The organism is Billgrantia sp. NRB1 (assembly GCF_056921725.1).
Window position 1 is genome coordinate 2,205,910 of record NZ_CM167783.1, and the last position, 19,667, is coordinate 2,225,576.

At 68.1% G+C, this 19,667-nt stretch carries 16 protein-coding genes; 11 read left to right on the forward strand and 5 right to left on the reverse strand.

Going from position 1 to position 19,667, the window contains the following annotated elements; all coding sequences use genetic code 11:
- Nucleotides 1-2 precede the first annotated feature (2 nt).
- The 3 genes from cydB to ACZIYR_RS10120 all read right to left on the reverse strand — a co-directional run bounded on the left by cydB (nucleotide 3) and on the right by ACZIYR_RS10120 (nucleotide 3,706).
- Complete coding sequence (gene cydB, locus ACZIYR_RS10110) at nucleotides 3-1,004, reverse strand: cytochrome d ubiquinol oxidase subunit II (RefSeq protein WP_473033635.1); 1,002 nt, start codon at nucleotides 1,002-1,004, stop codon at nucleotides 3-5.
- 3 nt (nucleotides 1,005-1,007) lie between these two features.
- Complete coding sequence (locus ACZIYR_RS10115) at nucleotides 1,008-2,426, reverse strand: cytochrome ubiquinol oxidase subunit I (protein ID WP_483526601.1); 1,419 nt, start codon at nucleotides 2,424-2,426, stop codon at nucleotides 1,008-1,010.
- Nucleotides 2,427-2,725: 299 nt separating this feature from the next.
- Nucleotides 2,726-3,706 (reverse strand): calcium/sodium antiporter, encoded by a 981-nt coding sequence (locus tag ACZIYR_RS10120; RefSeq protein WP_473033636.1) that lies wholly within the window; start codon nucleotides 3,704-3,706, stop codon nucleotides 2,726-2,728.
- A gap of 119 nt (nucleotides 3,707-3,825) precedes the next feature.
- Between ACZIYR_RS10120 and ACZIYR_RS10125 the strand changes: the two genes are divergently transcribed.
- The 3 genes from ACZIYR_RS10125 to ACZIYR_RS10135 are packed head-to-tail and all read left to right on the forward strand — an operon-like array spanning nucleotide 3,826 to nucleotide 7,452.
- Nucleotides 3,826-5,175, forward strand: coding sequence for a PqiA/YebS family transporter subunit (locus ACZIYR_RS10125; protein WP_483526602.1), 1,350 nt, complete (start codon nucleotides 3,826-3,828; stop codon nucleotides 5,173-5,175).
- Nucleotides 5,172-6,851 (forward strand): intermembrane transport protein PqiB, encoded by a 1,680-nt coding sequence (pqiB, locus tag ACZIYR_RS10130; protein WP_473033637.1) that lies wholly within the window; start codon nucleotides 5,172-5,174, stop codon nucleotides 6,849-6,851. Before ACZIYR_RS10125 ends, pqiB begins: the two co-directional genes overlap by 4 nt.
- A gap of 13 nt (nucleotides 6,852-6,864) precedes the next feature.
- A complete protein-coding gene (locus tag ACZIYR_RS10135) occupies nucleotides 6,865-7,452 on the forward strand; it encodes a PqiC family protein (RefSeq protein WP_483526603.1) in 588 nt (195 codons plus the stop codon).
- A gap of 400 nt (nucleotides 7,453-7,852) precedes the next feature.
- On the opposite strand, the gene ACZIYR_RS10140 is transcribed toward ACZIYR_RS10135, so the two are convergent.
- Nucleotides 7,853-8,881 carry an IS110 family RNA-guided transposase gene (locus ACZIYR_RS10140; protein WP_473033380.1) on the reverse strand — a complete coding sequence of 343 codons (1,029 nt, stop codon included), beginning with the start codon at nucleotides 8,879-8,881 and terminating at the stop codon, nucleotides 7,853-7,855.
- Between the two features lie 360 nt (nucleotides 8,882-9,241).
- Between ACZIYR_RS10140 and ACZIYR_RS10145 the strand changes: the two genes are divergently transcribed.
- The 3 genes from ACZIYR_RS10145 (at nucleotide 9,242) to ACZIYR_RS10155 (ending at nucleotide 12,401) form a co-directional block, all read left to right on the forward strand.
- Nucleotides 9,242-10,528 (forward strand): DEAD/DEAH box helicase, encoded by a 1,287-nt coding sequence (locus tag ACZIYR_RS10145; RefSeq protein ID WP_483526604.1) that lies wholly within the window; start codon nucleotides 9,242-9,244, stop codon nucleotides 10,526-10,528.
- Between the two features lie 132 nt (nucleotides 10,529-10,660).
- Nucleotides 10,661-11,200, forward strand: a complete 540-nt coding sequence (locus ACZIYR_RS10150) for a hypothetical protein (protein WP_483526605.1) — start codon at nucleotides 10,661-10,663, stop codon at nucleotides 11,198-11,200.
- Nucleotides 11,190-12,401: an MFS transporter gene (locus ACZIYR_RS10155; RefSeq protein WP_483526606.1), complete on the forward strand. Its 1,212-nt coding sequence runs from the start codon at nucleotides 11,190-11,192 to the stop codon at nucleotides 12,399-12,401. Before ACZIYR_RS10150 ends, ACZIYR_RS10155 begins: the two co-directional genes overlap by 11 nt.
- A 420-nt stretch (nucleotides 12,402-12,821) precedes the next feature.
- Here ACZIYR_RS10155 and ACZIYR_RS10160 read toward each other — a convergent pair whose 3' ends face one another.
- Nucleotides 12,822-13,709: a DMT family transporter gene (locus ACZIYR_RS10160; protein WP_473033644.1), complete on the reverse strand. Its 888-nt coding sequence runs from the start codon at nucleotides 13,707-13,709 to the stop codon at nucleotides 12,822-12,824.
- A 139-nt stretch (nucleotides 13,710-13,848) separates the two neighbouring features.
- On the opposite strand from ACZIYR_RS10160, the gene ACZIYR_RS10165 reads away from it, so the two are divergent.
- From ACZIYR_RS10165 to ACZIYR_RS10185, 5 genes are all read left to right on the forward strand, one after another.
- Nucleotides 13,849-14,580, forward strand: a complete 732-nt coding sequence (locus tag ACZIYR_RS10165; RefSeq protein ID WP_483526607.1) for an ABC transporter ATP-binding protein — start codon at nucleotides 13,849-13,851, stop codon at nucleotides 14,578-14,580.
- Between the two features lie 13 nt (nucleotides 14,581-14,593).
- A complete protein-coding gene (locus ACZIYR_RS10170; RefSeq protein ID WP_483526608.1) occupies nucleotides 14,594-16,957 on the forward strand; it encodes an ABC transporter permease in 2,364 nt (787 codons plus the stop codon).
- A gap of 14 nt (nucleotides 16,958-16,971) precedes the next feature.
- Nucleotides 16,972-18,183, forward strand: coding sequence for an efflux RND transporter periplasmic adaptor subunit (locus ACZIYR_RS10175; protein ID WP_483526609.1), 1,212 nt, complete (start codon nucleotides 16,972-16,974; stop codon nucleotides 18,181-18,183).
- Nucleotides 18,184-18,229: 46 nt separating this feature from the next.
- Nucleotides 18,230-19,282 (forward strand): asparaginase, encoded by a 1,053-nt coding sequence (locus tag ACZIYR_RS10180; protein WP_483526610.1) that lies wholly within the window; start codon nucleotides 18,230-18,232, stop codon nucleotides 19,280-19,282.
- A 99-nt stretch (nucleotides 19,283-19,381) separates the two neighbouring features.
- Entirely contained in the window at nucleotides 19,382-19,618 is a 237-nt protein-coding gene (locus ACZIYR_RS10185) for a DUF2789 domain-containing protein (protein WP_473033652.1), read from the forward strand.
- Nucleotides 19,619-19,667 lie beyond the last annotated feature (49 nt).

Here is a 19,667-nt window from a genome sequence, read left to right on the forward strand (position 1 = left end):
GCTCAGTGGTAGCCTTCGCCCACCTTGACCTTGCCGCGGAACACCCAGTAGGTCCAGGCGGTGTAGGTCAGCACGATGGGAATCACGAAGAGCACCCCGAGCAGCAGGAAGAGTTGCGACTCCGGCGCCGAGGCCGCATCCCAGATGGTGTAGTTGGGCGGCACGATCACCGGCCACTTGCTCGCCACCAGCCCCAGGTAGGTGAAGATGAAAAGCCCCAGGGTGGCGACGAAGGGCTGCCCCTCCTGACGCCGGCGGGTCGCGCGCCACAGCCAGGCGGCGCAAGCCATGGCCAGTGCCGGGAAGATCCAGATCAGCTGGATGCGATCGAACCAGCGCTCCCACACCTCGGGGTTCACGAACGGGGTCCAGAGGCTGATGATGGCAAAGACCACCAACACCGCCAGCAGCAGCCCCGGCACCATACGGTACGCCCAGTCCTGAACATATCCCTCGGACTTGAGAATCACCCAGGTGGCACCGAGCAGCGCATAGCCGGTCATCAGCCCCAGGCCAGTCAACACGGTGAAGGGGGTCAACCAGTCCATGGCACCGCCGACATAGACGAAGTCCTCCACCGCGAACCCCTGAATATAGGCGCCGACCACGACCCCCTGGGCAAAGGCCGCCACCGCCGAGCCCCAACAGAAGGCACGGTTCCACCAGTGGCGATTACGCCGCGACTTGAAGCGAAACTCGAAGGCGATCCCACGGAAGATCAACCCCGCCAACATCAGGAAGACCCCGATATAGAGGGCCGGCAAAAACACCGAGTAGACCAGCGGGAAGGCCCCCAGCAGGCCGGCCCCGCCAAGCACCAGCCAGGTTTCGTTGCCGTCCCATACCGGGGCCACCGAGTTCATCATCACATCCCGGGCCTCTTCGTCTGGCGCGAAGGGGTAGAGGATGCCCACCCCCAGGTCGAAGCCATCCATCACCACGTACATGATCACGCCGAAACCGATGATCAACGCCCAGATCATTGAAAGATCGAACATTTCCATGGGTCATTTCCTCCAAGTCGGGCTAGCGTCCTGCTCAAACGAGGTATGGGCGGCAGAGAACGGGCGCTTGGGGCGCTCGACTTCACCCTCCACGACCGCCTGTTCATCAGCGGGCAACATGCCGTTGCGCACCACCCGAGTCAGGTAGTAGACCCCGGCCCAGAACACCACCGCATAGACCGCGACATAGCCGACCAGGGTGAAGAGCGCCATGCCGCCGGTGAGTGACGGCGTCACGCCCTCGGCGTGGGTGTAGAGGCCATAGACCAGCCAGGGAGCCCGCCCCACTTCGGTGACCACCCAACCCGCCAGCACGGCGATAAAGGGTGTCACGCTCATGACTCTCAGCAGCTGCAGGAAGCCACGATGCTCATAGACGCGGCCCCCGCGGCGCAGCCAGAGCCCAGCGATCGCCACGCCAATCATCAAGAAGCCAATGCCGACCATGATGCGAAACGACCAGAAGACGATGGCGACCGGGGGCTGCTCTTCCGGCGGCACCTCGCTGATGCCGGGCACCACACCGGACGGGCTGTGCTTGAGGATGACACTGGCAAGACTCGGAATGCCCACCTCGAAGCGGTTGGTCTGGGCCTCCTGATCCGGCAGCGCAAACAGCAGCAGCGGCACATGGGAGCGAGTCTCCCAGTTGCCCTCCATGGCGGCTACCTTGGTGGGCTGGTGCTCGAGGGTATTCAGGCCATGGAAATCCCCCACGACGGCCTGAGTCGGCGTCAGCACCAGCAGCAGCCACAGGCACATGGAGAGCGCGCGGCGATTGGCCTCCACGTCACGCCCGATCAGCAGGTACCAGGCGCTGACCCCGGCCACCACGAAGCCGCCGGTCAGGAAGGAGGCCATCACCATGTGGACGAAGCGCCAGCCGAAGGAGGGATTGAAGATCGCCTCGGCCCAAGAAGTCACCCGGAAGCTGCCATCGATCAGCTCCACGCCAGCCGGGGTCTGCATCCAGCTGTTGGCCGACAGGATCCAAAACGACGAAAGGAAAGTGCCGAAAGCGACCATCACGGCCGAGAAGAGGTGGACCCCTTGGGGCACCTTGCCACGGCCAAACAGCAGCACGCCGAGGAAGGCCGCCTCGAGGAAGAAGGCCGTCACCACCTCATAGCTGAGCACTGGCCCCATGAAGTTGGCCGAGGCCTGAGAGAAGTTGCTCCAGTTGGTACCGAACTGGAAGGACATGACGATGCCCGACACCACCCCCATGCCGAATACCACGGCGAAGACCTTGGTCCAGAACAGCGCCAGCCGGTCCCAGGCCGGGTTTTCCGTCCGGTAGAAGAGACCGTGTAGCAAGGCGATATAGGATGCCAGACCGATGGTGAACACCGGGAAGATGGCATGAAAGGAGACCACGAAGGCGAACTGCAATCGTGATAGCAGGAGAGGATCCAGTTCCATGTCGCAAGCCTCATGACAGCGATGGACTCAGATACGTCGCAAGGGATGCGGGACACCTAAAGTGCATTCTTGTGCTTCAGGCGCGACCGTAGCCGTGCCGTGACGCATTCCACCTCGACACCAGGGACAAGGTAAGCCTAGCAGTTTGGCGGCCCCTCTCTGGGCCGCCTCACTCAGCACACAATCAACTAAGCTTATTCCTCCTTGCGCGACAGAGCTTACTATTAGAGACCCCTCGTGATCCCGTCACGTTGCCCGAAATTGACGCGTCTCATTGTCGCAGTGCGGCACGAGTCGTTTCAGGCCATACCGGTCACGACAAGGTGAATCAGCCAGGCGGTATAGGCCAAGAACATCGCCAGCAACGCGCCCCCCTCCAGGCGATTGATGCGCCCCGGCCGCCCCTGCCGGCCCAGCGCAAAGAGCGCCAGCATGGCGGTCATAGTCGCCATCAGGCTCCAGTCGCGCCATAGCACCTCGGCCCCCACCTCGATGGGCGTGATCACCGCCGCGAGGCCCACCACGCCGAGGGTATTGAACAGGTTCGACCCCACCACATTGCCCAGTACCAGGTCATGCTCGCGGCGTCGCAGGGCGCTGATCGAGGCGGCCAGCTCCGGCAGCGAGGTCCCCACCGCGACCACGGTGAGACCGATCACCAGGTCGCTGACGCCGAAGCCCTGGGCGATGGCCACCGCCCCCCAGACCAGCAGCCGGGAGCTGGCCACCAGCAGCACCAGCCCGACGCCGGTCCAGACGAGCCCTGCCGTCAGCGACAGCGGATGCACGGCGAGGCTCTCCTCGGTTTCGGCGGCCAGCGGGTCGCCGGCGCCGCGGCGCGCTTGGGCGATGCTCAGGCCGACGAAGCCCGCCAGCAGCGCCAGCAGCAGCGCCCCCTCGAAGCGGCCGATCACGCCGCCCCACATCAGCAGGGCCGAGAGCAGGGTCACCGCCCCCAGCACCGGCAGCTCACGCCGCACCACCCCGGAGTGCACCGTCAGCGGGGCGATCAGTGCCACCAGCCCGAGAATCATGCCGATATTGGCGATGTTCGAGCCGTAGGCGTTGCCCAGCGCCAGGCCGGGATTGCCCTGCCCGGCAGCCAGCGCCGACACCATGAGTTCCGGCGCCGAGGTGCCAAAGCCGATCACCAGCATGCCGATCAGCAGCGGGGAAAGCCCCAGACGGCGGGAGGTGGCCGCCGCCCCCTCGACGAAACGCTCGGCACTCCAGACGAGCAGCAACAGGCCGACGATCACGGCCGCGACGGGTAACAGCATGGGAGATCCTCGGGAACATTCAGGTGTGCATGTTTGTCTATGGTACGCGTTGCGTCAACGTGTCACACTTCCGTTGGCTGCTTCCCAACGCCTCTCTTCGTCTCAGGTAATCATCGCCGGTGTACAGGCCCCCTTTTACGCTTCCATCACTGCCGCGGGGCGAGCCCCGGGTCGATCAGACACCGCCGGAGGTCCGCACTTCACGGCGCCGGCTGCGCGCCTGTCATGAGTGTGACTGGCTGGTTGCCCTGCCGCCGCTGAGCCCCGGCGAGAAGGCCGACTGCCCGCGCTGCGGCCATACCCTGGCCAGCCGCCACCATCGGCCGGCCCAGCGCAGCATGGCGCTGGCCCTATCGGCGCTGGTGGCGCTTCTGCTGGCAATCTCCTTTCCCTTCGTCAGCTTCAACGTCGGCGGAATCGGCAATCGCATCGAACTCTCGCAGACCGCCACCACGCTGATCGGCTTCCACCAGCCCATCGTCGCCATTGCGGTGATTCTCACCATCGTCGTGCTGCCGGCCGTCTATCTGAGCGGCGTGATCTGGCTGCAGGGGGGTCTGTTGCGCGGCCAGCCGCTGCCGGCCAGCCGCAGCATCGCCCGTTCGCTAGCCCATCTGCACCCCTGGATGATGGCTGACGTCTTCATCATTGGCGCCCTGGTCAGCCTGATCAAGGTGGCCGGCATGGCCCAGATCGAATTCGGCATCTCCTTCTGGGCCTTCTGCGTGTTCGCCCTGCTGCTGCTGCTGACCACCCAGTCTCTCGACGCCGACTGGATGTGGTTCTCGCTGACCGGCGAGCCCCTGGCTCCCCCGGGGGCCCGCACCGGCAGCACCGCCGCCTCCCAGGGGCTCACCGGCTGCCCCACCTGCGGGCTGGTCAATCGCCTGGACGAACGCGGACACGGCCAGTGCCGACGCTGCGGTGAGCGGCTGCACGCTCGCCTGCCCCACAGCCTTCAGCGCACCTGGGCCCTGCTGGCGGCAGCGACGGTGATGTACCTGCCGGCCAACCTCTACCCGATCATGACCACCACCAGCCTGGGGCAGACCTCCACCTCGACCATCATCGGCGGCGTGGTCGAGCTGGTACAGATGGGCTCCTGGCCGGTGGCACTGGTGATCTTCGTGGCCAGCGTGATCGTGCCCGTCGGCAAGCTGGTCGCTCTGGCCTGGCTTTGCCTGGTGGTCGAGCGCAGCCATGAACTCAACGCCGGGGCCCGAACCCGGCTCTACCGACTGACCGAGTTCATCGGCCGTTGGTCCATGGTGGACGTCTTCGTGGTGGCCATCCTGGTGGCGCTGATTCGCGCCGGCTCGCTGATGTCGATCACCCCCGGGCCGGCCGCCCTGGCCTTCGGCGCCGTGGTGGTGCTGACCATGCTGGCCGCCATGACCTTCGACCCCCGACTGATCTGGGACACGCCGCTGCCGCGTGATGCCCGCCATACACGAGGAACCCCCGGATGAGCGAGACGCCCCGCGACCCCGACACCCCGCGCGATTTGCATCGCGCCAGGCGCTCTCCCCAGGCTCGGCTCTCGCCGATCTGGATCGTCCCCATCGTGGCCATCCTAATCGGCCTCTGGCTGGTCTACGACAACTATCGCAGCCGCGGGCCGCTGATCACCCTGACCATGAGCAACGCCGAGGGGATCGAGGCCGGCAGCACCCTGATCAAGACCCGCAACGTGCAGGTCGGCCGGGTCGAGCGGGTGCAGCTCGCCGACGATCTCAGCCATACCGTGATCACCGCGCGCATGGCGCCGAACACCGAGGCCATGCTCACCGAGGAGAGCCGCTTCTGGGTGGTCAAGCCGCGCATCGGGCGCGAAGGCATCAGCGGGCTGGGCACCGTGCTGTCCGGCGCCTACCTGCAGCTCGAACCGGGCCCCGGGGAGCCGGGGCGGCGCAACTTCGAGGTCAGCGACCTGCCGCCGGTTTCCCCCGCCGGCGTGGCCGGGCTGCGCATCAGCCTGATCAGCCAGCTGGGCAACTCCCTGCGGGTCGGCGACCCGGTCACCTACCAGGGCTATACCGTGGGCCGCGTCGAGGAGGTGCGATTCGACGCCGAGGCACGACGCATGGAGCAGCGGATCTTCGTCGAGAGCCCCTACGACCGCCTGGTCACCGACAGTACCCGTTTCTGGTCGGCCAGCGGGGTCGACCTGCGCCTGGATGCCGACGGCATCCGGGTCAACGTCGAATCCTTGGAGGCGCTGCTGGGCGGCGGAGTGACCTTCGGCGTGCCCGAGGACCTGCCCCCGGGCACACCGGTGGCCAACGACACCACCTTCAACCTCTATGCCGACGAGGACACCGCCCGCCAGGGCACCTTCGACCGCTACCTGGAATACGTGCTGCTGGTGGACGACACCGTGCGCGGCCTGTCTCGCGGCGCCCCGGTAGAGTTTCGCGGCGTGCGCATCGGCACCGTCGCGGCGGTACCCTGGCAGTTCAACGCCCCCCAGCCGGAGACCCGCAGCGGCTTCTCGATCCCGGTACTGATCCGCATCGAGCCCCAGCGGTTGGGCATCGACAATCAGGACGTGGACCTTGCGGAGTGGGAAGCCCGCTTCGAACGGCTGTTCAACCTTGGGCTGCACGCCTCGCTGAAGTCCGGCAACCTGCTCACCGGCGCCCTATTCGTGGATCTCAACTTCCAGCGCGACGAGGCCGGCCGCTACGTCGCCGAGTCCTTCGCCCAGCGCACCGTCTTCCCCACCACCTCGGCCGGCTTCGCGCAGATCGAGGCCCAGGTCACGGCGCTGCTCGACAAGCTCAACGCCCTGGAGATCGAGCCGCTGTTGGCCGGGCTGGACCGCAACCTGGAGAGTTCCCAGGCCATGCTCGAAGAGGTGCGCGAGCTCGGCGGAGCCTTCCAGGCGCTGCTCGACGACCCCGGCACCCGCGAGCTGCCCCGCAACCTCAACGCCACCCTGGTCTCGCTACGCGATACCCTGGACGGCATGGCGCCAGACTCCAGCGCCTATCGCGAGCTGACCGCCGCGGCCGAGCGCCTGGAGCGGCTGATGCGCGACCTGCAGCCGGTGGCCCGCACCCTGAACGAGAATCCCCGCGCCCTGCTGTTCGACAACCTGGATACCGTCGACCCCCAGCCGCGTGCGCCCCGACGAGCCCCTTGAGGAAGGATGCCCCATGAGAGCCATGCCCTGGATCATCGCCGCCGCTGCCCTGCTCTGGCTGGGGGGCTGCGCCACGCCGAGCGCGCCCCACCAGCGCTACACCCTGCCCGGCAGCGACGCCCCCCCGGCCGCCGCCGGCGCCGACGCCGAGCAGGTACTCAAGGTCCGCCCGCCGCGGCTGGCCCACTACCTGGACGTGGATGGCATCGTGCTGCAGCTCGACGACATCACCCTCAACGAGGCGCGCCAGCATCTCTGGGCGGAGCCGCTGGCCCGCCAGCTGGAGCGCGGCCTGCGCAGCCGGCTCGCCGAGGCGCTGCCCGACACCCGGGTGATCCGCGATGACGGCCAGGGCAGCAGCGATGAAGCGCTCACGCTCAGGCTCGAGATCGACCGCTTCCAGGGCCGCTACGACGGCATGGCGCTGGCCAGCGGGCAGTGGCAGCTTCACGCCCCCGACGGCCGACTGCTGGCCACGGAACACTTCCGTGTCGCCACGGAGCTTGCCGACGACGGCTATCCGGCCCTGGTGCGGGCGCTCGGCCACAGCTGGGACCAGGTGGTCGACCAGATCGGCGACGCCATTCGTCGCCAGCCATAGCGCGTTGGAGCGCCCGGTTCCCATCGCGACTGGCGCCGATAGGCGCCTTGGCAGAGGCGGCGGCGTTGGCATTGATCGCCAGCGTGGGCAACACCGCCAGGAGGCCTGCGGCCTCCAGTCGCGAGCTGAAGCTGCTTATATGGACCCGTCCCGTTGTGCAAGCCCGACACGTATCGGCGGGGGTGAGACTGCACGCTTATATCCGGCCTGTCAGTGGCACTTCGTCGGTACCTGGCCATGATGGGATGCGCGCTCTCCGATCTGATCTCCTACTCGGCCTCACGAGTGGCCATACAGCTTCACAGAGTGGCGGAGAGCCGGTCTGACCTGTCCTGCCATCTACGTACGTACCTGCGCAACCTCCGGGGGAATCTAAGTTATTTCATGCCATCTTCGTGCTTCACGGCATGGCTGTGTAGCGCGTGTCACGCGCCATCACCGCCCAGCAGATTCTGCCGAGCTTGTTCGCCAGGGCGACAGTGGCCTTGGCAGCGCCGCGTCGCGCGGCCAAGGAGCATGCCCAACGTGCCAACCGATCCGGCTGTTGCTGGCGCTGCAAGGCACGCAAGGCCGCTCGGGCACCATGCACGAGCTGTCGACGCACCTCGCCGTTGCCCCGTCTGGAGATGCCCATCAATCGCTCCTTGCCGCCACTCGAGTGCTGGCGGGGCACCAAGCCAATCGAGGCGCTGAAGGCGCGGCCATTGGCAAACCGTTTCGGATCGCCGATATGGCTGACCAGCAAGGTGGCATTGACCGGCCCGATGCCGGGCACGCTCATCAAGCGCTGACAAACCGGCGTCGTCTTGGCCAGCCGTGCCAGGCGCTGATCATAGGCACGGATGCGGGCATCCAGCGCCAGCCACTGGTCCAGGACATCATCCAGTACCACGAAGAGGTCGTCGCCCAGCTGGGCTCGATGCTCGGCGAGCACGCGCCTGACCTCCCCCTGGCGAAACACCGAGTGCCCCTTGGCCACGATGATCCCCATTTCGGCGAGCAAGCCATGCAGCTCATTACCCAGCGCCGTCCGGCTGGTGATGGCCCGTGAGCGCACGCGATGCATCGCCTGCAGCGCTTGCTGTTCCAGTGTCTTGGGCGCCACCCGTGGCGTGGCATCCCGGGCCGCTGCCTCGGCAATCGCGCGGGCATCCCGGGCGTCGCTCTTGTGCCCGAGGACGAAGGGCTTCACGTACTGGGGCGGAATCAACTGGACCTCATGCCCCAGCGCCTGGATCTCCCTGGCCCAGTAATGGGCCCCACCGCAGGCCTCCATGGCGACAACGCAGCGAGGCAGTTGGGCTAGCGTGGTGGGAAATGCCGAGCGTGACACCGTTTTGCTGAACACCTGCCGCCCTTTGGAATCGACGGCGTGAAGTTGAAAGACATGCTTGGCGAGATCGATCCCGACGATGCTAATGTGATTCATGGATGGACCCTCTCTTCGAGATGCCGTGTGGTGCCCCGTGCACCCAAGATGGCGTTGCAAACTCATCTTGGCACAGGGAGGGACGGGTCCATCCCATTTCCTACAAGATTGGCAAGCCTTGCTGCAGGAGCGCTGGTCCCCATCGCGACTGGCGCCGATAGGCGCCTTAGCGGAAGCACCGGCGATGGATGAGAACGCGAAATTGCTGCGTCGTCGACGCTGTTCTGGCATACTATGGCCTCGCGGCATTCATCGAGTCCCTCCTGCCGCGCCCCTGAACCGATTCTTTCACGCCTTGGCCCGGGACTGGTCGCGCGCCTGATGCACGCGGCGCGGCGAAGGCGACTCTGCGGAGACCGCATGACCTTTTCCGACCTCGGCCTGCGTGCCGAACTGCTCCGTGCCGTGGAGGCACAGGGCTACAGCGTTCCGACCCCCATTCAGCGCCAGGCCATTCCCGCCGTGCTCAAGGGCGGCGACCTGCTGGCCAGCGCCCAGACCGGCACCGGCAAGACCGCCGGCTTCACCCTGCCGCTGCTGCAGCGCCTGGCCGATGGCCCGCGCCCCGGCAAGCGCCAGATCCGCGCCCTGGTCCTCACCCCCACCCGGGAACTCGCCGCCCAGGTGGGCGAGAGCGTAGCCGACTATGGCCGCCACCTGACCCTGAAGAGCCACGTGATCTTCGGCGGCGTGGGCCAGCAGCCCCAGGTGGACGCCATCCGCCCGGGCCTCGACGTGCTCGTCGCCACCCCCGGACGCCTGCTCGACCTGCACCAGCAGCAGCACGTGGACTTCTCGCGGGTGGAGATCCTGGTGCTCGACGAGGCCGACCGCATGCTCGACATGGGCTTCATTCACGACATCAAGAAGGTGCTGCGCCTGCTGCCTGCCAAGCGTCAGAACCTGCTCTTCTCGGCAACCTTCTCCAACGAGATTCAGGCGCTGGCCGGCAAGCTGCTCGACAACCCCGAGACCATCGAAGTCGCGCGGCGCAACACCACCGCCGAGACCGTCGACCAGGCCATCTACCGGGTCGACCGGGAGAAGAAGCGCGACCTGCTGGCCCACCTGATCAGCCGCCACGGCTGGCACCAGGTGCTGGTCTTCACCCGTACCAAGCACGGCGCCAACCGCCTAGCCGAACAGCTCTCCAAGCAGGAGATCCCGGCCATGGCGATCCACGGCAACAAGAGCCAGTCGGCGCGCACCCGGGCCCTGGCCGCCTTCAAAACCGGCGATCTGCAGGTGCTGGTGGCCACCGATATCGCCGCCCGCGGCCTGGACATCAGCGAGCTGCCCCACGTGGTCAACTTCGAGCTGCCCAATGTCGCCGAGGACTACGTGCATCGCATCGGCCGCACCGGCCGCGCCGGCAGCGAGGGCCAGGCGGTATCGCTGGTCTGCGTCGACGAGCACGGCCTGCTCAAGGGCATCGAGCGGCTGATCAAGCGCGACCTGGAGAAGCGCATCGAGCCCGGCTTCGAGCCTGACCCTAACGCCAAGCCCGAGCCCATCGAGAACGGCCGTAACCGCCGCGGCGGCAATGGCGGCGGACGCGGCAACGCTCAGGGCCAGCGGCGCGGCGACGCGCCGAGTGGCACAGGTCGTCGTCGGCGGCGTGGCGGCCAGGGGGCTCGCCAGGCCTGACGTCCTGCTTGACCCCGCGCATGGCAGTCTACAACGCAATATGCGAATGTAGGCTGCCATTTTCCCGGCGCCGACTGGAGAGGACAGGGGAATGCGCTCACGCCAGCGCTCCACGACAACTGCGAGCCAGCCATGCTGAAGTGGCTATCCGGCAAGAAGCCCATTTCGGTATGGGCCATCAAGCAGATCGATGACGGCCTGCTGCACCTTTGCGGACAAGCCCAGGTGACCCCCGAGAAGAAGCGCAGCAGCACGCTGGCGGCACTGAACGAGGGTCGCTACCAGGGCGCCGTCAGCATGGCCGGCAGCGGGCCGGTGCTCAATGCCCGGCTGTTTGCTGCCCTGGTACCGGTCGAGGATCTTACCCTGGATGCCCAGGGCCAGGCCCACTGGCGGGGTCGCTGCTGGCTGGTCTCACAGGTGCCCCAGCGCTGCTGGACCTACGAAGGACAACTCACTCCCCAGCGCCAGAACGGCCAGCCGCCGCTGGTCAGCGTCGAAGACGTATCCAACATACGCCGCCAGGCGCGGATCAGCCAAGACCCACAGGTGGTGCCGTTCGGCCATATGGGGCCCAACGACCATCCGCTGATCGCCCCTCGCGACGGTGAGCACACCCGCCCGACGCGGCCGGGAAAGGGCTGGGAACGGCGAGACGACGATGACGCCTAGTGGACCCAACGTAAAACGACTGCTGCTGTTTCTGTTTCTGATGGTGCTGGTGGGCCTCAACCTGCGCCCCGCCCTCTCCTCCCTGGCCCCGCTGCTGGTCCGGGTCCAGCAGGAGACCGGGCTCTCGCCGCTAGCGATCGGCGCCCTCACCACCCTGCCGGTGCTCTGTCTGGGCATCTTCGCCCCCCTGGCCCCGTGGCTGACCAAACGGCTGGGCGCCGAGCGTACCCTGTCGCTGGCCCTGGGCCTCTTGATCGTCGGCCTGGCGGTGCGCGGCATCCCGCCCATCCCACTGCTGTTCGCTGGCACCCTGCTGGTCGGCGCGGCCATCGGCGTGGCCGGTACCCTGCTGCCGGCGCTGGTCAAGCGCGAACTCCCCGGCAGCGCCGACCTGATGACTGGCGTCTACACCATGGCACTGTGTCTGGGTGGCGCCTTGGGCGCCGGCCTGAGCATTCCCCTGGCCAACCTGCTCGGCAGCTGGCAGGCCAGCCTGATCAGCTGGGCGCTGCTGGCCGCCGCCGCTCTGGCCGCCTGGGTCGGGCTCATGCCGCGTGCGCCCCAGGCCGCTGGCCTGAGCCCTCCCGGCGGCTCCATGCGCCAGCTGCTCAGCCAGCCGCTGGCCTGGCAGGTCATGCTGCTGATGGGCAGTCAGTCCTCGCTGGCCTACATCGTCTTCGGCTGGCTGCCAACCCTGCTGCAGACGCGCGGCTACGGGGAATCGGAGGCCGGCTGGCTGATGGGCGCCTCGGTGATGGTGCAGCTGATCTCGGCGCTGGGCGCGCCCTGGCTGGCACGCCTGGGCCGCGACCAGCGACCCGCCCTGCTGCTGGTGCTGGCCTGCGTGGCCGCCGGGCTGTGGCTGCTGCTGCTCGGCCCGTACGGCTGGCGCTGGGCCGGCGTGGTGCTGCTCGGCCTCGGCCAGGGGGGCAGCTTCAGCCTGGCGCTGACGCTGATCGTGCTGCGCACCGCCAACTCGCGCCTGGCCGGCAAGCTCTCCGGCCTGGCCCAGGGCGGCGGCTACACCCTGGCGGCCTTGGGGCCGCTGGCCGTGGGCGTGCTGCTCCAGCTGGACGTGAGCCTGGCCACCGTCACCGCGGTGCTGCTGCTGATCGTCGCCGTTGCCGCCGGCTTCGCGCTGCTGGCGGGCCGCAACCGGCGCCTGGATGTGGATGACAACGGCCAACTGGTGACACGCTAAGGGTGTGGCACCGTCGGTGGAAAAAGCAGCTGTAGGAGCGCTCGGTTCGGCGCTCCGACTGTGCATCGCGACTGGCGCCGATAGGCGCCTTGGCGGAGACTGCCGCGTTCGCTGTTATTGCCAACGCCGGACAACACCGCCGGGAGGCTGTCGCCTCCGGTCGCGATCTAAAGATGCTCCTACATCAGAGGCTTGCACCTGTAGGAGCGCTGCTGTGCATCGCGACTGGCGCCGATAGGCGCCCTGGCGGAGACTGCCGCGTTCGCTGTTATTGCCAACGCCTGACAACACCGCCGGGAGGCCTGCGGCCTCCAGTCGTGAGCTGAAGCTTCCTCCTACAATCGCGACTGGGGCCGATAGGCGCCTTGGCGGAGGCTGCAGCGTTAGCTGTCATCGCCAACGCTGGACAACACCACCTCGCTACCGGCGCTGGGAAATGGCCACGCCCACCAGGATCAACACCAGCGCCAGCAGGTGGTTCCACTCGGGCCGCTCGCCCAGAAAGAGAATCCCAATGACCACCGCCCAAAGCGGAATCAGGTAGTTGATCAGCGACAGGAAGGTCGGCCCCGCCGCGGCCACCAGAGTAAAGAAGACCACGCTGCCCAGCGCCGTGCAGACGATGCCCAGCACCAGCACCGCCCAGAGCGCCCCGGCCGACAGCGAGAGCCCGGGGACCGACTCGCCCAGGTAGGGTGACACCGCCAGCGGCAGCGTCAGCAGCCACGCCATCCCCAGCACCAGCGCCGAGGTCGACCAGGCATCGCTGGCTGGCTTGTGGCGCGAGACGATGGCATTCACCGCATAGCAGCAGGCCGCCAGCAATACCGCCAGCTGCGCCAGCAGGCTCTCGCCATACCCGCCTAGCTCGCGCAGCGCGGCGGGGCCGATCAGCGCCAGGATGCCGACGAAGCCGATGCTAAACCCGAGCAGGCGCTGGCGGGTCAGCGTCTCGCCGGGGACCAGGAAGTGCGCCAGCACCAGGGTCACCAGCGGCATCACCGCCATCAGGATCCCCGCCAGGCCGCTGTCGATGCGCTGCTGCCCCCAGCTGATCAGCAGAAACGGCGCCATGTTGCCGATCACCGCAATGGCCAACATGAAGCCCCAGACACGGCGCCCCCGGGGCCAGGCCCGCCCCAGCAGCAGTACCAGCGCCAGAAGCCCCAAGGCCGCCACCATGTTGCGCCCGGCCACCACCATGGCCGGGGTCAGCTCCGCCACGGCGATCCGGGTCAGGGCAAAGGAGCTGCCCCAGATGATCGCCAGCGACACCAGCAGCCCCCAGTGGGATAAGGGTCGCGTCATTCGTTCAGCCTCCGTGCCGTCATTGCTTGATCCTTGTCAAAGGCAGTACGACTTACCTTTTGCCGATTGCCGTTCACCATATTCCGCGCGACGCTCCCCCTGCATACTGGATCAAGCCCCCGACCTCAGCAGGTTACCGATGCACGACTCGCCACAGGCGGTGTTCCAGACCCGCGGGCTCAAGCGCTTCTACCCGATGGGCGACGTGACCATCCAAGCGCTGCGCGGCGTCGACCTGGAGCTTTTCTCGGGCGAGCTGGTAGTGATGCTGGGCGCCTCCGGCTCAGGCAAGTCGACCCTCCTCAATATCATGGGCGGCCTGGATAGCGCCAGCGAAGGCAGCGTGCACTATATCGACCGGGGCCGGCAGACCCATGAACTGACCCACGCCAGCCAGCGGCAGCTGACCGAGTTTCGCCGCCACCACGTGGGCTTCGTGTTTCAGTTCTACAACCTGATCTCGAGCCTCACCGCCCGGGAGAACGTGGCCATCGTCACCGACATCAGCCGCGCGCCCATGGCGCCGGAGGAGGCCCTGGCCATGGTCGACCTGGCGCATCGCCTCGACCACTTCCCGTCGCAGCTCTCCGGCGGCGAGCAGCAGCGAGTGGCCATCGCCCGGGCCATCGCCAAGCGCCCCGAGGTGCTGCTCTGCGACGAGCCCACCGGGGCACTGGACTTTCGCACCGGCATTCGCGTGCTGGAAGTGCTCGAGACCCTCAACCGCACCACCGGCACCACCCTGGCGATCATCACCCACAACGAGGTGATCGGCGAAATGGCCGACCGGGTGATTCGCCTGCGCGACGGCCAGGTGGGGGACATCCACGTCAACGCCCGGCGCACCCCGCCCGGCGAGCTGCGCTGGTAACGGGGGCACGGCCGTGAGCGTCCTGCATCGCAAGCTGCTGCGCGACCTCTTTCGCCTGAAGGGGCAGTCGCTGGCCATCGCCGCGGTGATCGCCAGCGGCGTGATGACCCTGATCCTCGCCGTGACCACCCTGGACGCCCTGACCCGCGCCCAGTCTGGCTTCTACGCCAGCCACCACTATCCCGACCTCTTCGTCGACGTCAAGCGCGCGCCGCTGGGGCTGGTCGAGCGCCTGCAGACCCTGGAGGGCGTCAGCCGCATGGAACCGCGGGTGCGCGCCCCGGTGCGGCTGTCGGTAGCGGGCTTCGACGATCCGGTGCGCGGCCAGATGCTGTCGCTGCCCGACGGCCGCCAGCCGAACCTGAACCGCCTTCACCTGGTGGCCGGCAGCCTGCCCGAGCCGGGGCGCGCCGACCAGGCGGTGGTCAGCGACGCCTTCGCCGTGGCCCATGACCTGGCCCCCGGCGACAGCCTCCAGGCGATCATCGACGGGCGCCAGACCCAACTGACGCTGAGCGGCATCGCCCGCAGCCCGGAGGTGATCTACCAGGCCGCCCCCACCGACCTGCTGCCCGACTATCGGCGCTACGCCATCCTGTGGATGAACCAGCGCGCCCTGGCCAACGCCTTCGGCATGGAGGGGGCCTTCAACCAGCTGCTGGTGACCCTGCAGCCGGGCGCCGACGCCGACACCCTCGGCGACGCCCTGGACGATATCCTGGCCCGCTACGGCGCCACCGGCACCCAGACCCGCCACGACCAGCAGTCGCACCGTTTCCTGGAGGAGGAGCTGGCCCAGCAGCGGGCCCAGGCGGCGATCCTGCCGACGATCTTCCTGGCGGTGTCGGCCTTTCTGCTCAACGTGGTGATGGGCCGGATCATCCAGACCCAGCGCGAGGCGCTGGCCATGCTCAAGGCCTTCGGCTATCGCGACGGCGAGCTGGCCCGCCACTACGGCATGCTGGCGGGGCTCATCGTGCTGCTGGGCTGGGCCCTGGGGGTGGCCCTGGGCGCCTGGGCCGCCCGGGGGCTCGCCGGCATCTACGCCGAGTATTTTCGCTTCGCCGAGATGCACTTTCGGGTGCCGCCCTGGGCCATGGCGCTGGCTCTGGCCGTGGCCGGCATCGCGGCCCTGGCGGGGACCTGGCACGCGGTGTGGCGGGCCGTGCGCGAGCCGCCCGCCCAGGCCATGCGCCCGCCGGCGCCCCAGCGCTTCCGGCGCACCTGGCTGGAGCGCGCCGCCTTGGGGTCCGGGCTTAGCCACGAAGCGCGTATCGTGCTGCGCCACCTGCTTCGCCATCCGGCCAAGGCGGGGCTGTCCGTTGCCGGCATCGCGCTCTCCGCCGGCCTGCTGATGATGGGCGCCTATCAGCTCAGCGCGGTCGAAAGGATGCTCGACCAGCAGTATCGGCAGGTGATGCGCATGGATATCGAACTGACCTTCGGCGAGGTGACCCCGGCCCGGGCCGCCGGCGAGCTGCGCCACCAGCCTGGGGTGCTGGCCGTGGAGACCTGGCGCCGGGTGCCGGTGACCCTGCATCACGCCCACCGGGAGTACCGCACCAGCCTGCTGGGCACCGATGCAAAGCCCCAGCTGCGTCAGGTCCTGGACGGCAGCGGGCGCCCCCAGACGGTACCCAGCGACGGCGTGATGCTGACCCGCTTCCTCGCCGATTTTCTCGAGGCCGAGGTAGGCGACGCTCTGGAGATCGCCGTCATGGAGGGGCGCCGCCAGCGGCTCACCCTGCCGCTGGTGGCCTTGGTGGACGAGCCCATCGGTGTCGGCGCCTACCTGCAGCGCGACGCCCTCAACGCCCTGCTCAGTGAAGGGCCGGCCATCAGCGGCGCCTGGCTGCTGGTCGACCCCGACCTGAACGATCACCTGCACCGGGCGCTCCATGGCCTGCCGGCGGTGGCGGGCATCGGCCTGCTGTCGGAGGCCGAGCGCGGCATTCGCGAGTACATGGACGAGACCATCCTGATGTTCGCCCTGGTCTTCGTCGTCCTGGCGGGCTCCATCGCCTTCGGTGTCATCTACAACAACGCTCGCATCACCTTCTCCGAGCGCGCCCGAGAGCTGGCGACCCTGCGCGTGCTCGGCTATACCCGCAGCGAAGTCGCGCGAATTCTGCTCGGCGAGATCGCCCTGATCACCGCCCTGGCCATTCCGCTGGGCTGGCTGATCGGCATCGGGTTCAGCGCCCTGCTCAACCAGGCCTTCAGCAACGACCTGTTTCGCGTACCGCTGGTGCTTACCCCCTACGCCTTCGGCTTCGCCGCCGCCGGCGTCATCCTCGCCTCGCTGGCGGTCGCCCTGCTCGCGGTTCGCCGACTGGGGCGGCTGGACATGATCGCCGTGCTCAAGGCCGTGGAATAACCAAGGAAACCGCCATGCCATCCAGATCCCGAGGCATCAAACGACTGATCGGCGCCATCGCCGCCCTGGCCGCGGTCGGCCTGCTGGGCTGGGCGCTGTGGCCTGCTCCGGTGACGGTCAGCGTCGCCACCGTCAGCGCCGGCCCCTTCGTCGACTCGGTGACCGAGGAGGGCCGCACCCGGCTGCGCGATACCTGGAACGTCTCGGTGCCCATCGCCGGCTACCTCCAGCGCGTCACCCTCGAGGTCGGTGACAGCGTCGAGGAGGGCGATGTGCTGTTCCGGCTCGAACCGACCCCCGCCCCAGCGCTGGACGCGCGCAGCCGGCAGCAGGCCGAGGACAACCTGCAGGCTGCCCAGGCCCGCCTCGGCACCGCCCAGGCCAACCTGGAGACCGCCCGCGCCGAGCGGCGCTTCGCCGAGTCCGAATACCAGCGCTACCGGCGGCTCCACGAGCGCAACCTGGTGGCCACCGCCGACCTGGAGCACCGCCAGAGCCTGCGCGACCGCCAGCGGGCCCTGGAGAACGCCGCGGCCTCCAGCGTCGAGGTCGCCCGCTTCGAGGTGGAGAGTGCCCGTGCCGTACTGGAGGTGGCCAGCGGCCAGCGCAGCACCCCGGGGGACACCCCCGAGCTGGCGGTCAATGCCCCGGTCTCCGGCATCGTGCTGACCCGCTACCGCTGCTGCGAAGGCAGCGTGTCGGCCGGCGAGCCGATTCTCGAGCTGGGCCGCCCCGACGATCTCGAGGTGCAGGTGGACCTGCTCTCCATGGACGCCGTGCAGCTGCGTCCCGGTATGGCGGTGAAGCTCAGCGGCTGGGGCGGCGAGACGCTCAGCGGCCAGGTCCGGCGCGTCGAGCCGGCCGGGTTCACGCGCACCTCGGCGCTGGGCGTGGACGAGCAGCGCGTGCCGGTGATCGTCGACTTCGCCGCCGACGCCGTCCCCGCCCGACAGGGGCTGGGCAGCGGCTTTCGCATCGACGCCGAGTTCATCCTCTGGGAAGCCGATGAGGTGCTGCAGATCCCCACCGGCGCGCTGTTCCGCCATCACGGTGACTGGGCGGTCTTCGTCATCGAAAACGGGCGAGCTGTTCGGCGCAGCGTGGAGATCGGCCGCCGCCAGGGCCTGGTGACCCAGGTGCTCGCGGGGTTGAGCGAAGGTGAGACGCTGATCACCCATCCCGGCGAGCGCGTCGATGATGGCGTCAGGGTGAGGAGCGAGGAGTGAAGCGTTATCATGGCGCTTTTCCCGTTGCCGACAGCCAGGAGCCGCCGTGACCGCCTCTTCCCTCGCCGACCCGCCCGTGCTGGTGCTCTACACCGGCGGCACCCTGGGCATGGTCGAGACCGACCAGGGACTCGCCCCGGGCCGTGACTTCGAGGCGCGACTGCGCCGGGCGCTGGCCACCCTGCCCCCGGCGCGCCAGGCGAGCCTCCCCGACTTCGTGCTGCAGGAGAGCCCCGAGCCCATCGACTCCAGCGCCGCCACGCCGCTCGACTGGCAGCGGCTGGGCCGGGCCGTCGCCGCCGCCCTGCCCGACCATACCGGCGTCGTGGTCCTGCACGGCACCGACACCCTGGCTTGGAGCGCGGCGAGTCTCGCCTATCAGCTGCAGGGAGTGGACCGCCCGGTGGTGGTCACCGGCGCCATGCTGCCGCTGGAGGCCGCAGGCAGCGACGCTCTGGCCAATATCGAGCTGGCGCTGCGCTTCGCCGTCCAGCCCGCACTAAAGGAGGTGGCCGTGGCCTTCGCCGGACGCCTGCTGCGCGGGGTGCGCACGCGCAAGTGGCACACCGGCGCGATGGAGGCATTCGTCAGCCCCAACTACCCCCTGCTTGGCGAACGGGTGGACGACCAGGCCGTACTCTATCCCAGTCGCGGGCTCGCCGTGCAACAACGCGGCGCGCCACGCTTCGAGCTTCCCGACTATTCGGGGCTGGCTGCGGGCAGCGTCGTGCGCCTTTCGCTGTGGCCGGGCATCCAGGCCTGGCAGCTGGCCGCCTGGCTGGAGGATGATCGCGTCAAGGGCGCGCTGCTGGAGGTGTGGGGCGGAGGCAACGTACCGGACGACCCGGCGCTGCTGGGCGTATTGGCCAATGCCTGCGGCGAGGGCAAGCTGCTCGCCGCTGCCAGCCAGTGCCCGGAAGGCGGTGTCGCCATGGGGCACTATGCGGCGGGACGAGGTCTGGTCGAGGCCGGCGTGCTGTCGGCCGGCGACATGACGCCGGAGGCGGCGATGACCAAGCTGCTGCACCTGCTCGCGCAGCCGCTGCCCGACGCCGAGCGACGCCGCCGCTTCCTCACCCCCCTGGTGGGCGAGCGTTGAGAGGGGGAGTCCTTCAATGGTTTCATCGTTGAGGCCTCCTGAGCGCTCAGCCCGGCAAAGCGCTAGGGTGGGAGTAACGCAAGCAAAGGAGCCGTGGCCATGGAACACCCCGTACACCCTTTCACCGAACTCTTCGAACAGCTTGGGCTGCCCGCCGACGACGCCTCCATCAAGGCCTTCATCGAGCGGCATGCGCCGCTGCCCGACACCCTGCCGCTGCACGAGGCGCCGTTCTGGAATCAGGCCCAGTCGGAGTTTCTCCATGAGGCCCTGGAGGAGGACGCCGATTGGGCCGAAGTGGTCGACCACCTCGATGCATCACTGCGTAAAGGCTAAAGGGCGTGAGAAAAGGATGAACTCGCTGACAATTCGGTTATGATAATCA

Bases quoted from the DNA above. Each gene is read 5' to 3' on its own strand.
- ACZIYR_RS10120 (WP_473033636.1), bottom strand. From the start codon at position 3,706: ATGCTGTTACCCGTCGCGGCCGTGATCGTCGGCCTGTTGCTGCTCGTC.
- ACZIYR_RS10165 (WP_483526607.1), top strand. From the start codon at position 13,849: ATGCACGACTCGCCACAGGCGGTGTTCCAGACCCGCGGGCTCAAGCGC.
- ACZIYR_RS10175 (WP_483526609.1), top strand. From the start codon at position 16,972: ATGCCATCCAGATCCCGAGGCATCAAACGACTGATCGGCGCCATCGCC.
- ACZIYR_RS10155 (WP_483526606.1), top strand. From the start codon at position 11,190: ATGACGCCTAGTGGACCCAACGTAAAACGACTGCTGCTGTTTCTGTTT.
- ACZIYR_RS10115 (WP_483526601.1), bottom strand. From the start codon at position 2,426: ATGGAACTGGATCCTCTCCTGCTATCACGATTGCAGTTCGCCTTCGTG.
- ACZIYR_RS10160 (WP_473033644.1), bottom strand. From the start codon at position 13,709: ATGACGCGACCCTTATCCCACTGGGGGCTGCTGGTGTCGCTGGCGATC.
- ACZIYR_RS10185 (WP_473033652.1), top strand. From the start codon at position 19,382: ATGGAACACCCCGTACACCCTTTCACCGAACTCTTCGAACAGCTTGGG.
- pqiB (WP_473033637.1), top strand. From the start codon at position 5,172: ATGAGCGAGACGCCCCGCGACCCCGACACCCCGCGCGATTTGCATCGC.
- ACZIYR_RS10145 (WP_483526604.1), top strand. From the start codon at position 9,242: ATGACCTTTTCCGACCTCGGCCTGCGTGCCGAACTGCTCCGTGCCGTG.
- ACZIYR_RS10150 (WP_483526605.1), top strand. From the start codon at position 10,661: ATGCTGAAGTGGCTATCCGGCAAGAAGCCCATTTCGGTATGGGCCATC.
- ACZIYR_RS10140 (WP_473033380.1), bottom strand. From the start codon at position 8,881: ATGAATCACATTAGCATCGTCGGGATCGATCTCGCCAAGCATGTCTTT.
- cydB (WP_473033635.1), bottom strand. From the start codon at position 1,004: ATGGAAATGTTCGATCTTTCAATGATCTGGGCGTTGATCATCGGTTTC.
- ACZIYR_RS10135 (WP_483526603.1), top strand. From the start codon at position 6,865: ATGAGAGCCATGCCCTGGATCATCGCCGCCGCTGCCCTGCTCTGGCTG.